This window comes from Bradyrhizobium sp. UFLA05-112, assembly GCF_053572325.1.
Window position 1 is genome coordinate 1 of the sequence record NZ_JBANBK010000145.1, and the last position, 12,428, is coordinate 12,428.

General features: G+C 61.0%; 9 protein-coding genes. 7 read left to right on the forward strand and 2 right to left on the reverse strand.

The window, feature by feature from the left end; translation table 11 throughout:
* Nucleotides 1–201: 201 nt before the first annotated feature.
* Both SO180_RS40690 and SO180_RS40695 read left to right on the forward strand, forming a co-directional pair.
* The gene (locus tag SO180_RS40690; protein ID WP_449384409.1) at nucleotides 202–1,782 is read left to right on the forward strand and encodes an SDR family oxidoreductase; all 1,581 of its coding nucleotides are present in this window, start codon (nucleotides 202–204) and stop codon (nucleotides 1,780–1,782) included.
* Nucleotides 1,783–2,040: 258 nt separating this feature from the next.
* Nucleotides 2,041–3,675, forward strand: a complete 1,635-nt coding sequence (locus tag SO180_RS40695) for a flavin-containing monooxygenase (protein WP_449384410.1) — start codon at nucleotides 2,041–2,043, stop codon at nucleotides 3,673–3,675.
* An 85-nt stretch (nucleotides 3,676–3,760) separates the two neighbouring features.
* Here the strand turns inward: SO180_RS40695 and SO180_RS40700 are convergent, their stop codons facing one another.
* Nucleotides 3,761–4,891: a Gfo/Idh/MocA family protein gene (locus SO180_RS40700; protein ID WP_449384411.1), complete on the reverse strand. Its 1,131-nt coding sequence runs from the start codon at nucleotides 4,889–4,891 to the stop codon at nucleotides 3,761–3,763.
* Between the two features lie 167 nt (nucleotides 4,892–5,058).
* Here SO180_RS40700 and iolD point away from each other — a divergent pair, with 167 nt between their 5' ends.
* The 4 genes from iolD to SO180_RS40720 all read left to right on the forward strand — a co-directional run bounded on the left by iolD (nucleotide 5,059) and on the right by SO180_RS40720 (nucleotide 10,049).
* Nucleotides 5,059–6,930 (forward strand): 3D-(3,5/4)-trihydroxycyclohexane-1,2-dione acylhydrolase (decyclizing), encoded by a 1,872-nt coding sequence (gene iolD, locus SO180_RS40705; protein ID WP_449384412.1) that lies wholly within the window; start codon nucleotides 5,059–5,061, stop codon nucleotides 6,928–6,930.
* A gap of 6 nt (nucleotides 6,931–6,936) precedes the next feature.
* Nucleotides 6,937–7,836: a myo-inosose-2 dehydratase gene (iolE, locus tag SO180_RS40710; RefSeq protein ID WP_449384413.1), complete on the forward strand. Its 900-nt coding sequence runs from the start codon at nucleotides 6,937–6,939 to the stop codon at nucleotides 7,834–7,836.
* A 97-nt stretch (nucleotides 7,837–7,933) separates the two neighbouring features.
* Nucleotides 7,934–8,908, forward strand: coding sequence for a Gfo/Idh/MocA family oxidoreductase (locus SO180_RS40715; RefSeq protein WP_449384414.1), 975 nt, complete (start codon nucleotides 7,934–7,936; stop codon nucleotides 8,906–8,908).
* Between the two features lie 70 nt (nucleotides 8,909–8,978).
* A complete protein-coding gene (locus SO180_RS40720) occupies nucleotides 8,979–10,049 on the forward strand; it encodes a Gfo/Idh/MocA family protein (protein WP_449384415.1) in 1,071 nt (356 codons plus the stop codon).
* A 162-nt stretch (nucleotides 10,050–10,211) separates the two neighbouring features.
* Here SO180_RS40720 and SO180_RS40725 read toward each other — a convergent pair whose 3' ends face one another.
* The gene (locus SO180_RS40725) at nucleotides 10,212–11,084 is read right to left on the reverse strand and encodes a MurR/RpiR family transcriptional regulator (RefSeq protein ID WP_449384416.1); all 873 of its coding nucleotides are present in this window, start codon (nucleotides 11,082–11,084) and stop codon (nucleotides 10,212–10,214) included.
* A 283-nt stretch (nucleotides 11,085–11,367) separates the two neighbouring features.
* Between SO180_RS40725 and iolG the strand changes: the two genes are divergently transcribed.
* The gene (gene iolG / locus SO180_RS40730) at nucleotides 11,368–12,375 is read left to right on the forward strand and encodes an inositol 2-dehydrogenase (RefSeq protein WP_449384417.1); all 1,008 of its coding nucleotides are present in this window, start codon (nucleotides 11,368–11,370) and stop codon (nucleotides 12,373–12,375) included.
* Nucleotides 12,376–12,428: the final 53 nt, after the last annotated feature.

Sequence of the window (12,428 nt, forward strand, 5' to 3'; positions counted from 1 at the left end):
GGTGGTGAGTGGCGCGTCGCGCGGCGCATCGTGGCGTTCGACTGGGTTGAGGAGCAGGCGGTGCCAACCGAGAGCGAGGAGGTGCGTTTTGGCCCGCGCATGCCGATCGGAGCGCCGCACCCGAACGATCCTATCCATGAAATTCTGGCCGAGGCCCGCCGCACGTAAGATGTATGCCATCGCGGCGAGGGAAAAACGATAATGCAAAAGCCAAGGCGCGTCGTCGTGATCACCGGAGCGGCCGGCGGCGTCGGCTGTGCGCTACTCGAAGCGTTCCATCGGGACGGCGATATCATCGTGGCCGTCGACCTGCCAGGCACCGACGTCGTCAACGTCACGGCTTCACTCGGCGGCGAGCACGTGGCGTTCCACTGCGATGTGGCTTCCGAAGACGAAGTCGTGGGCCTCGTCGCCGCGATCGAGCAGCGATTTGGGCGGATCGACGTCCTCGTCAACAACGCCGCACTCGGACCAACCATGGCAGCGACTGTCGACACGGACGTCGCCTCTTTTCGCAAGGCGTTGAGCGTCAACCTGTGCGGCCCCTTCGTGCTCGCGCGCGAGGTGGCGAGACGCATGATGGGGCTCGGCGGTGTCATCGTGAACATCGCGTCGCTGGCGGGCGTGCTCGGCAATCCGAAGCGCAACGCCTATGCGGCGTCCAAGGCTGGATTGATCTCGGCGACGCGGTCGCTTGCCTGCGAATGGGCGAAGCATGGCATTGGCGTCGTGGCGATTGCGCCGGGCTATGTCCGCACTCCGATGGTCGCGGAGCTCGAGCGCTCAGGCAAGGCGAATCTCGATCTGGTTCGGCGGCGCATTCCGCTCGGGCGCATGGGACGGCCGGACGAGATCGCGGCCGTGGCGCGCTTCCTCGCCTCGCCGGAGGCAGGCTACGTGACAGGGGCGGTTCTCGCCGTCGATGGCGGCTGGCAATCCTTCAATCAGCCGGGCGATGCGCATCCACCCGTCATCGGGACGCCGGACGCCGAACTGGCGACGGCCGAGCGGTCGTCGCGGGAGCGCATCGTGGTGGTGACCGGCGGCGCCAACGGGATCGGCGAAGCGATCGCTCGGCGATTTGCCTCCGGCGGCGACACCGTGGTCATCGCGGACAAGGATGGCGATCGCGCCGCCAACCTGGTGCGTGCGCTCGGCACGAAGCACATGGCATTCACACTCGATGTCTCGTCGGAGCAGGACGTGCTGGCGCTGTTTGCCGCGATCAGGCAGCGCTTTGCTCGCATCGACGTGCTGGTCAACGATGCGGCGGTGGCCGACAGTTTTGTGCCGGCGCTCGACCAGTCTGCGGCTGATCTCGATAAGGTGTTGGAGGTGAATGTCATCGGCGCATTTCTCTGCGCCCGCGAAGCGATCAAGCAGATGAGTGGCGGCGGCTTCATTCTCAATCTCGGCTCGATCAACACGTTCATGCCGTTCGCGCCGCGCCACGCCTACGGCGCCTCGAAGGCGGCCATCGACATTCTGACGCGATGTATGGCGGCTGAACTTGGTCCTGCCGGGCTGCGCACCGCCACCATTGCTCCGGGCTATATCAACACGCCGGGCGTGGCCGCATTGCGGGCGTCGGGTCGCATCGACAGCGCGCGGATCCGGCGGCGTGTTCCGCTCGGCCGCTTCGGCGAGCCGGCGGAGGTCGCGAACGCAGCTTATTTCCTGGCGTCAGCGGAGGCGTCCTACATCAACGGGTCGATCCTCTATCTCGACGGCGGCTGGACTGCGTTCGGCGACGTCGGCGATGCGAGCACCACGAGCGATTGATGACAAGCGAGTGGGCGGTGATTGCTGATACATCTCGGCAGGGCGTGACGTTCGACGCCCCGTACAGGTCTCGTGACGCGCTCATTCTCTTTCATAGATGTGAAACTGAAGCCACATGCCATCAAAGCGGTAGTGGTGCTGTAGAACTCATGAGATGGTTTTCAAGGCAAGGCCGCAGTCCAGCACAGGCGATTTCGCATGCGGCACATCGCCAATCGCCGCTCCAACCTAAACGATGCAAGCGAGGAAATGCCCGAGATGAGCAACTCTGAGATGGGGGCACAACGCCTGGACATCGTCGTCGTGGGGGCTGGTTTCGGCGGCTTGTACGCCGTGTACAAATTTCGGGAAATGGGCCTCAAGCTCGCGGCGTTCGAAGCGGGTGGCAATGTCGGGGGCGTGTGGTATTGGAATCGCTATCCGGGCGCGCGGGTCGACCTTCCGAGCGTTGACTACAGCTATTCGTTCTCTCCCGAGATCGAGCAGGAATGGACGTGGTCAGAGGAATTCGCGTCCCAGCCGGAACTTCTCGCCTATTTCAATTTCGTGGCCGACCGGCTCGACCTGCGCAAGCACTATCAATTCAACACTCGCGTCACCAGTGCGATCTGGGACGAGACGCGCAAGCTCTGGAGGGTCACGACGGATCGCGGCGGGACGGTCGAGGCAACCTACTGCGTGATGGCCACCGGACCGCTATCCGTCCCCATGGATCCCCAGATTCCGGGGGTTACGAGCTACAAGGGCGAGCTGTTGCGCGCGGGCAAGTGGCCGCATCATCCGGTGAGCTTTGCCGGCAAGCGCGTCGGCGTGATCGGCACGGGATCGAGCGGCATCCAGATCGTACAGGAAGTTGGTCGGAAGGCCGACGAGCTCTTCGTCTTCCAGCGCACGCCAAGTTTCACCATGCCGATGCGCAACCAGAAGCTGGAGGCGGACTACGTCGCCGAGGTCAAGCGCAATTACGCCGGCCTTCGCGAGGCTGCCCGCAGCAGCCCGAATGGCGGGGTGCGCCCTTGGACCACCCGCGCCTTCTTCAGCGTGACGCCGGTACGACGTCGCGAGCTCATGGAAGACGCCTGGAAGGCCGGCGGCCTTGCAATGCTCGGGACTTTCACAGATCTACTGAGTAACGAAGAGGCCAATGAGCATGTCGCCGAATTCGTGCGAGGCAAGGTCAGCGAGGTCGTCAAGGACCCCGTCACGGCGGAAAAGCTCAAGCCGCGCGGCTATCCCATCTTCGCCCGCCGCCCATGCCTCGACACCGAATACTATGAGACCTTCAATCTGCCCAATGTCCACTTGATGGACTGCGTTGCCGATCCCATTCTCGCGATCACTGAGAAGGGCGTGCGAACCGAGACGGGCGAAACCGAGCTCGACATGCTGATTCTCGCGACCGGCTATGATGGGCTGACCGGCGCGCTAACGGCGTTCGATGTCGTCGGCCGCGGTGGCGGCAAGGTCAACGATAAATGGAAACACGGTGCGAGGTCCTATCTCGGCCTTATGATGGAAGGTTTCCCGAACCTGTTCATGACCACGGGGCCGAACGGTCCGGCAGCGTTGGCCAACATCGTCAGGATCAGCGAGAACGACGTTGACTGGATTGCGAACCTGATCACGCACATGGCCGATCACGGCCTCGCCACCGTCGAGCCGACCAAAGCGGCGGAAGATGGATGGATGGAGCTCGTGGTCAGGATCGCGCAGCGCTCTTTGCTGAACAAGGCGAAGACCTGGTATCTCGGCGCCAACGTCAAGGACAAGCCGCTAGGGCTCACGCTCTTCACCGGCGGATTTCCAAAGTATCGGGAGTATTGCGTCGCCGTCGCGCAGGCGGGGTATCGTGACTTCGTCTTTGAGCGCGGACGAACCCCGGTCGCGGCTTAACCGTTACTCCAGGATCTGGCGGCCTTTCGTTGCCTGGAGCTCGATCAATTGGCCATGATGGGCTGGAGCGAGTGCTCGAGCCTTCTCAGGGCACGTCCTTCCACGCTCCGGCGCGACTTGAGGCGTGAATGGTCTCGACGAGCGTTTGAATACGCAGGCCAGCGCGGAAGCTGAATGGCTCCGATCGACGTCCTGCGATAGCGTCCAGATAGCACGCGACCTCGACCGCCTTCAGGTCGTTGAAACCAAGTTGGTGGCCTGGCGCGATGCAGAACAGGCCGTATGGCCGATGATCCGGGCCTGCCTCGATCCGGCGGAATCCCTGACGGCCACGGTCGTCGTCGGTCGAAAAGAAATGCAACTCGTTGAAGCGTTCCTGGCTGAAGGCGAGGGCGCCTCTGCTGCCATAGACCTCGAAGTCGTGTTGCATCTTCCGCCCTGTCGCAATCCAGTTTGCCTCGATCGAGCCGGAGGCGCCGCTCGCGAAACGGAGGAAAGCTCGGCCGACATCATCGACTTCGACGCGCCTCCGGCCGCCTTTGCCATCTGGACGTTCCTTGATCATCGTGATGCAATCGCCCATGACGCGAGTGATCGGTCCCGCAGCCGGCCCCAACAGGAATTCGGCCGTGGCCAACGCGTGGCTGCCAATGTCGGCCAGCGCGCCGCCTCCCACCGCTTCGTGCCGGAAGGTGAACGGCCCAGCATTGTCCGCCATGTAGTCCTCGGCGTGGACTCCGCGGTAGCCGCGTATCTCGCCGAGCTCTCCCGCCGCGATCATGTCGCGTGCGAGGCCAAGCATGGGGTTGCAAAGATAGTTGAAACCGACTTGCGTCTTTACGCCGGCCGCTTCGGCGGCGTCGGCCATTTCGCGGGAGTCTGTCGCAAGCGGCGCCAGCGGCTTTTCGCAATACACATGTTTGCCCCGAGCAATCGCAGCCAGGGCCATTTCCTTGTGAAGTGCGTTGGGCGTGGTGATGTTCGCGACGTCGATAGCTGGGTCCGCCACGAGCGCGCGCCAGTCCGAGGTCGCGCGTGCGAAGCCCAGAGCCGAGGCCGCTTTCACGGCCGCCTCGTCGCTAATGTCCGCGATCGTATGTAGTTCCAGCTCGAAGGGTAGGTCGAAGACACGCGCGGCGATGGAGTAACCGAAAGCGTGGGTCTTACCCATGAATCCGCTACCGATGAGGCCGATGCGAAGCTTCGGTTTGGTCATGTCGGAAATCCCTGTTCACGATAGGTCGGAGTTAAGGCGACCTACGAAAAATCGAGCACGTCCTGATCGGAAGACATCGGCGGCAATAATTGTTGCAGAAAAAGACTATTGTCAATATTCAGTGCGCGAGGTTATGTTCCTCACAAACCGTCGAGGGAGGAGACCGCATGATCGCCGCCACGATCCGCCTCACCATGGCCCAGGCCCTGGTGCGATGGCTGACTCAACAGTTCACTGAAATCGACGGTGTTCGCGTGCCCCTGTTCGCCGGCGTCTTCGGCATTTTTGGTCATGGGAACGTGACCTGCCTGTCCGAGGCCCTGGAGGCGATTCAGGATCGTCTGCCGACCTTCCGCGGACAGAACGAGCAGTCGATGGCGTTGGCGGCTATCGGCTTCGCCAAGGCCAAGCTTAGGCGGCAAATCATGGTAGCGACGTCGTCCATTGGTCCCGGCGCTTTGAACATGGTGACGGCGGCGGGAACAGCCCACGCAAATCGCTTGCCCCTCCTTCTTATGGCTGGCGATACGTTCACCAACCGGTTGCCGGATCCAGTTCTCCAGCAAGTCGAGCATTTTGGCGACCCGACCGTCACCGTGAACGACGCCTTCAAGGCGGTCACGCGCTACTGGGATCGGATCACTCATCCCGCGCAGATTATCTCTTCGCTCCCGCAGGCCGTGGCCGCCATGCTAGATCCGGCTGACTGCGGCCCGGCCTTTCTCGCGCTACCACAGGACACCCAGGAAGTGGCCTTCGACTACCCTGAGGTCTTCTTCGAGCCTCGAACCTGGGCCATTCCGCGCCCGCGTCCCGATCGTCAGAAACTCGCTGACGCAGCCGCGCTGCTCAAGACCGCGAGGAAGCCGATCCTCATCTCCGGCGGCGGTGTGCGTTACTCGCTGGCGGGAAACGCGGTCGCGGATTTTGCGGTGAAGCGTGGAATTCCGATTGTGGAGACGATCGCGGGCAAGGGCGCGGTGACCCACTATCACCCGGCCCATGCGGGGCCGATCGGAATTATCGGCTCGACCTCAGCGAATGCGCTCGCAGCCGAGGCCGATGTTATCCTTGCGGTCGGTACGCGCCTTCAGGATTTCACGACGGGATCATGGACCGCTTTCAGCCCGGACGCGCGTTTCATCTCGATCAACGCGGCCAGGTTCGATGCGGTGAAGCATCGTGCGCTGACGGTGGTCGGCGACGCGCGGGAGACGATTGAAGAACTCGATGCAACGCTCGGCGCATGGCGCGTCGACCCCGCCCACATGGCGCGTGCTCAGATGCTCTTTAAGGAGTGGGACGCGCTGCTCGAGTCATTGCAGGCACCCAGCAACGCTCCAGTGCCGACCTACGCGCAGATAGTCCACGCGGTGAATGCGTCGGCCGGCGAGAAAGATACCTTGATTTCAGCCGCCGGCGGCCTGCCAGGCGAAGTGGCAAAAGGCTGGCGCGTCAAGGCGCCGAACACCTTCGACCTTGAATTCGGCTTTTCCTGCATGGGCTATGAGGTTGCCGCAGGTTGGGGCCATTCGATGGCCAATTCCGGGCCCGGCGGACTCGGCGGCACGCCGATCGTGATGGTTGGCGACGGCACGTATCTGATGATGAACTCGGACATCTACTCGACGGTTCTAAGCGGTCACAAGATGATCGTTGTGGTCTGTGACAACGGCGGGTTCGCGGTGATCAACCGGTTGCAACAATTCAAAGGCGTGCCAGGCTTCAACAACTTGTTGACCGACTGTCGAATTCAGAATCGCGACAATCCTCCTCACGTCGATTTTGCCAAGCATGCCGAGTCCATGGGGGCGGCTGCTCGGCGTTGCGAGAGCGTTGCCGACCTTGTTGCCGCGCTCGAATGGGCCAAAGGCAATGACCGCACCACCGTGCTTTCGATCGTCTCGGACGCGTATTCGTGGGTTCCTGGCGACGCCGACTGGGACGTGGGCGTGCCCCAAGTGTCCTCTCGCGAGACGGTTCGAAGCGCGCGCAAGCAGCAAGACGAGATCCGCGCGAAGCAGCGCATCGGGGTATGATGAGCCATGAAGGCGAAACTTGGAATTGCCCCCATTGCCTGGTGGAATGACGATCTTGCAGAGCTGTCCGATGACGTGAGTCTGGAGGAGTGCTTGCGCCAGGCGAGTGTTGCCGGTTTTACGGGAATGGAGACTGGGCGGCGCTTCCCCATGAATATGCAAGAACTCGGGCCGATACTCGCCCGGTTCGGCATTTCCGTCTGCGGCGGCTGGTTCTCTGGCCTTCTGCTCGACGGTGACATCGAGCGGGAAAAGGATCGCATTCGCGCCCAGATGGATTTCTTCATTGCGGCCAAGGCGCCCTGCATCGTCTACGGCGAAACTGCGCGTTCGATCCAGGGCATTCGCTCCGCACCTCTCGATACCAAACCCAGGCTTTCGGACGAGGAGATGAAGTCCTATGGACGCAAGATGACGGTTTTCGCCGAGTGGTGTGCCGGCCAGGGAATGCCGATCGCTTACCATCACCACATGGCTGCGGCGATCGAGACCGAAGCTGAACTCGACCTGCTCATGGCGAATTCTGGTGAGGCGTTACCGCTGTTGTTCGATGCTGGCCATATGGCTTTTTCCGGCGGCAATGTTTTGCGTGTCATCGACAAACATCATTCCCGCATCAGCCATGTGCATACCAAGGACATCCGCAGCAACGTCATCGACAAGCTTGACCGAAGGCGGGAGAGCTTCCTCGACGCGGTGGTGAAAGGAGCGTTCACCGTTCCGGGAGACGGCTCGCTCGACTTTGCCGCGATTATCGCCCACCTCTCGTCCTACGGCTACGAGGGGTGGTTCGTGGTCGAGGCAGAGCAGGATCCGAAGATTAGCCCGCCGCTCGCCATGGCCAAGAAAGGCCACGTGGAACTGATGCGCTTGATGGCGCTCGCTGGATACGAGGTCGTGCAATGAACCGCACGGATCGGGTGTCGCCGTACCCGAGGAAGCGCTCGGGTCTCGCGCTGCCCCGGCGGGGTCATCCTTGCGCGAAGTCGCGAGGGAAGATGAAATGAGCATTGGGATAGGAGTCATCGGCACAGGTGTAATGGGCGCCGAGCATGCTCGGATACTCCGACACGAGACCCCCGGTGCTCATCTTGCCGGGATTTTTGACGCCGACGCGGCTCGGGCGCAGGCCGTGGCCTCTGGAGCAACCGTCTTTTCGGATCCTCAATCGCTAATCGCATCGGATCAGATCGACGCTATAGTGATTGCATCTCCCGATGCCACACACGCGGCGCTAACACTTGCCTGCATTAGGGCGGGGAAGCCTGTTCTCTGCGAAAAGCCCTTGGCGTCTTCGGCAGCGGATGCCCTGGACGTGGTGCAGGCCGAAGTCACATTGGGTTGCAGACTCATCCAGGTCGGATACATGCGCCGGTTTGACCCCGGCTATCGGGAGATCAAGCGCGTCAAAGGTACCGGTGAACTGGGCGGATCCGTGTTGTTGCACAACGTGCACCGAAACGTTCGCGCGCCGGAGTGGTTCAATGGTTCGATGGCCATCACGAATTCGTTCGTCCACGAGATCGACATCAGCCGTTGGCTTTTGGGGTCGGAGATGGTTTCTGTGCACGTGGAGGCGGGGCCTGGCGGCGAACCGCTCATGATCACGATGAAAACCGACAAGGATGAGATCGTTTCGACCGAGGTGTTCGTGAACGCCAGCTACGGCTATCACGTCCATGTCGAACTGGTCGGGCGGCAAGGCACGGTGGCGCTGGCTCCGGCATCGCTTACGCTCGTGAACAGAGACAGATCCGGTGGTCATTCGTATCCGGACAATTGGGTGCCGCGGTTTGAGGAGGCCTACCGCAGGCAGATGGCTGAATGGGTCAGCGCTGTAAAGACTGGAGTGTCGGTCGGCGCGAGTGCATGGGACGGCTATGTCGCCTCGGCCATCGCAGAGCAAGTCGCTGAGGCGCTTGCCGGAAATGGCGTAGCAACCCTGAAATATGGACCGCGTCCTGCGCTGTACGACTGACAGAAGCGAACGAGGCAGGAGGGAACCGGCCCCGCACGCGAACCAGCGTGAACTCTGGAGGGGAAATGTGATGATCAAGTATGCAGTTGTAGGCGCGGGCTGGATCTCGCAACAAGCTTTTTTACCGGGTGTCGGACAGTCCAAAAACTCAAGGGTTACCGCGATCGTGACCGGCGATCGGGACAAGGCCGCCCGTTTGGCAGATTTCTATGGTGTTGGCCAGATCGTCGACTATGACGGATACGATGCCCTTTTGAGAGGCTCTGACGTCGACGCGGTGTATATTGCTCTGCCCAACCACTTGCATGCGGATTACGCTATTCGCGCGGCTCGAGCCGGCAAGCACGTCCTGGTCGAGAAGCCGCTAGCAACGAGCGAACAAGATGCTCTCGCCATGATCGCTGCAGCACGCGAAGCCGGCGTGTTTCTGATGACCGCGTACAGGCTTCACAACGAACCCGGAACTGTCGCGGCCCTCGAACACATCCGTAACGACGCGATCGGTCGACCGCTCTTCTTTCAATCGGTTTTCAGTTTCCAGGCTGCGGCAGGGAACCACAGACTCAAAGCTGCGAGTTGGGGTGGACCGCTCCAGGACATCGGTGTCTATTGCGTCAATGCAGCTCGTCATATCTTTGCCGAAGAGCCAATCGAGGCCATGGCAATGGTGCATCGACCAAACGATGACCCCCGTTTTCGCGAGGTGGAAGCGTCGGTCGCGGCCTTGCTGCGTTTTCCGTCGGGCGGTTTGGCGCAATTCGTCGCCAGCTTCGGAGCGGCCGCCGTCGACGCTTATAGGGTGATTGGAACGTTGGGCGATCTCGAACTCGATCCTGGCTTCAGGTTCGAGACTGCAACAAGACTACGCCTGTGCCGCGACGGTGAGGTCCGTGAAACCCAGTTTCCGCAAATCGACCATTTTGGCGCGCAGGTCGAATATTTTTCAGATTGCATCAAGGCCGGAACGCCTCCCGAGGCTGATGGCGAGGAGGGGTTGGCGGACTTGCGCGCACTGCTCGCAATTGAAACGGCCGCCCTGACCGGACAACCGCAAACCATCACATCCCGTCCACGTGCTCGCCATCCAACGCCCGACATGGTGCGAGTTACCCCTGTAACCGATCGACGGCTGGTTTTCTGACGCGCTACTGCCTATACGGCGCATCGCCGGAAGCGAGGCTGGAAAGGGTGTCGGGCCGATCCACCGCGCGGTGCCAAGAACTAATCGGTTCGAGCTACGTCGCCCGAGGTCGTCGTACGACGTTCGTGCAATTGACCAAAGCGTAAGCCAGTTCGAGTTGTTCTACTGACCAGTAACCGTTGGAATCCGCGGATTGACGTCGTTCTTCTGTAGTCGCGCTGCCAGCGCTATCGTCAAAGCCTGGGCAAGGCACATAGGAGCGGCAAGTGAACGCGAAAACGTGTATTCATGCTCCGGAACCGCGAACAGAACGCGGGCGCTCTTTGCCAGCGGAGACAGCGTGCTGTCCGATATCGCGATGATGGGAATTCGATCGCGCCCGGCTTCCTCCACGACGTTGACGACCTCGTTTGCGTAGAATCGGAACGACACCGCCAGGAGCACGTCTTTCTTGCGGATCGTGCGCGCTATGTGGGTCGCGAGTCCGCCGCTCGCGTCGAGCAATACGCAGCGTTTGCCCAGCATGGTCAATATGTAGCGAAGGAATTCAACTACGGGCGCGGCACGCAGTTGGCCGATCAGAAATACCGAGTCGGCTCTTTCAAGGAGGTTTACCGCTTCCGAGAGCGCTTTTGGGGAAATGTCCGCGAGCATGTCCTGAAGGGAGGCAATATCACGCACGACCAGGTCCCGCAGGAAGCCAACTTCGCTACGATCGGCGCGGGCGCCCAACTCGATTTCCAGAGCTTTGATGCGCGCTTCGAAACCGGGGGCGGCGGTCGACAAGCGCCGTTGAAATAACGCCTGAAGCTCCTTGAAGCCTTCATAGCCAAGCGACTGGGCGAAGCGTACGAAGCTTGAAGCGTGGATGCCGCAGCGATCGGCAATGGCGTTTACCGACAGGACCGCGACATCATTCGGGTTCTGGGTCAGATAAACGGCTATCTTTTGATAGGACTTGCTCATGCCATCGTGGCGATCGTGGATGACACGGATCAATTCCTCATAATCTTCCGGTGTCTTCACGTCCTGCATGAATGTGCTCTCACAATTGGCTTTATCGTGCGCAGATGCCGACATCTGCGCGCTCGTTCGGAAGGTCTTCCTCCCTAAAGTCCGCAGCGCAAGGCATCTGTGTAGGTCAAGATCCAGCAATACAGCCTGGCCGCTCGACGAACGGGCTAAAGACCTCTTACGCGCTCTCGCATCACCATCCCTGGCGGCGGAGCGGAATCGCCGCCAGCGAACAATTATTGACACTTTTGCATATTTGCAATAACTCTTGCAAGCAAATCGAACGTGCGTGGGATGGGAGGAAATGGTGGCGATCAAATTCGCATTGCTCGGGTGCGGGCGCATTGGTGTCTTGCATGCCCGGAATCTTGCGAAGGCGGATGGAGCGCGCCTGGAGACGGTATTCGATCCGAACACAGCTGCCGCCGAAGCGGTCGCCAGAGTGCATGGCTGCGGGGTATCCGTAAGCGTGGAAGATGCGATTGGTAAGGCCGACGCGGTTCTCATTGCGACATCGACTGCCACCCATGCCGATTTGATCGAGCTGGTGGCAAAGGCCGACAAGGCGATTTTGTGTGAGAAGCCGATCGATCTCAGTCTCGATCGGGTGCGAGCGTGCCGCGAGGCGATTGAACACTGCAACGTACCAATTCAGATTGGCTTCAATCGCCGCTTTGATCCCGGGCACCGTGCCGCGCGCGACGCCTGCGCTACGGGCAAAATCGGTAAGCTTGAGCAGGTCGTCATCACGTCGCGCGATCCAGGGCTGCCGCCGCGAAGTTACACCGCCGTCTCGGGCGGTATCTTCCGTGATATGACGATCCATGATTTTGATGTGGCGCGCTTCATGTTGAACGATGAACCGACCGAGGTGTTCGCAACCGGCAGCACGCTTGTTGATCCCACCATTGGATCTGATTTTGGCGACTTCGACTCCATCATGGTGGTCATGCGCACTGCTGATGGAAAGCTGTGCCATATCAACAACTCTCGACGCGCGACCTTCGGCTATGATCAGCGGATCGAGCTGTTTGGCAGCGAGGGGATGGTCATCTCCGACAATAAGAAGGCGCACGAGCTGAAGTGTTACAGCGCGACCACGACTGATGCGGCCGAGCCCTACCTCAACTTCTTTATCGAGCGCTACGCGGAGGCCTACGAAGCCGAGATCGCCGCATTCATTGCCGCCATTCGCGATGGTCGGCCGACCCAGGCGACTTTCGACGACGGTTACCGCGCGCTCATGCTCGCGGAGGCTGCCATCGAATCTGCCAGGACTGGCAAGAAGGTCGAGGTCCGCGATATCGCATGACATTGAACGGGACGTGCTTGCGGGCGTCGAGCCGCACTAGGGTCAAACTACGC

Coding starts and splice junctions, on each gene's coding strand:
- SO180_RS40690 (WP_449384409.1), top strand. CDS start 202: ATGCAAAAGCCAAGGCGCGTCGTCGTGATCACCGGAGCGGCCGGCGGC.
- SO180_RS40695 (WP_449384410.1), top strand. CDS start 2,041: ATGAGCAACTCTGAGATGGGGGCACAACGCCTGGACATCGTCGTCGTG.
- SO180_RS40700 (WP_449384411.1), bottom strand. CDS start 4,891: ATGACCAAACCGAAGCTTCGCATCGGCCTCATCGGTAGCGGATTCATG.
- iolD (WP_449384412.1), top strand. CDS start 5,059: ATGATCGCCGCCACGATCCGCCTCACCATGGCCCAGGCCCTGGTGCGA.
- iolE (WP_449384413.1), top strand. CDS start 6,937: ATGAAGGCGAAACTTGGAATTGCCCCCATTGCCTGGTGGAATGACGAT.
- SO180_RS40715 (WP_449384414.1), top strand. CDS start 7,934: ATGAGCATTGGGATAGGAGTCATCGGCACAGGTGTAATGGGCGCCGAG.
- SO180_RS40720 (WP_449384415.1), top strand. CDS start 8,979: ATGATCAAGTATGCAGTTGTAGGCGCGGGCTGGATCTCGCAACAAGCT.
- SO180_RS40725 (WP_449384416.1), bottom strand. CDS start 11,084: ATGCAGGACGTGAAGACACCGGAAGATTATGAGGAATTGATCCGTGTC.
- iolG (WP_449384417.1), top strand. CDS start 11,368: ATGGTGGCGATCAAATTCGCATTGCTCGGGTGCGGGCGCATTGGTGTC.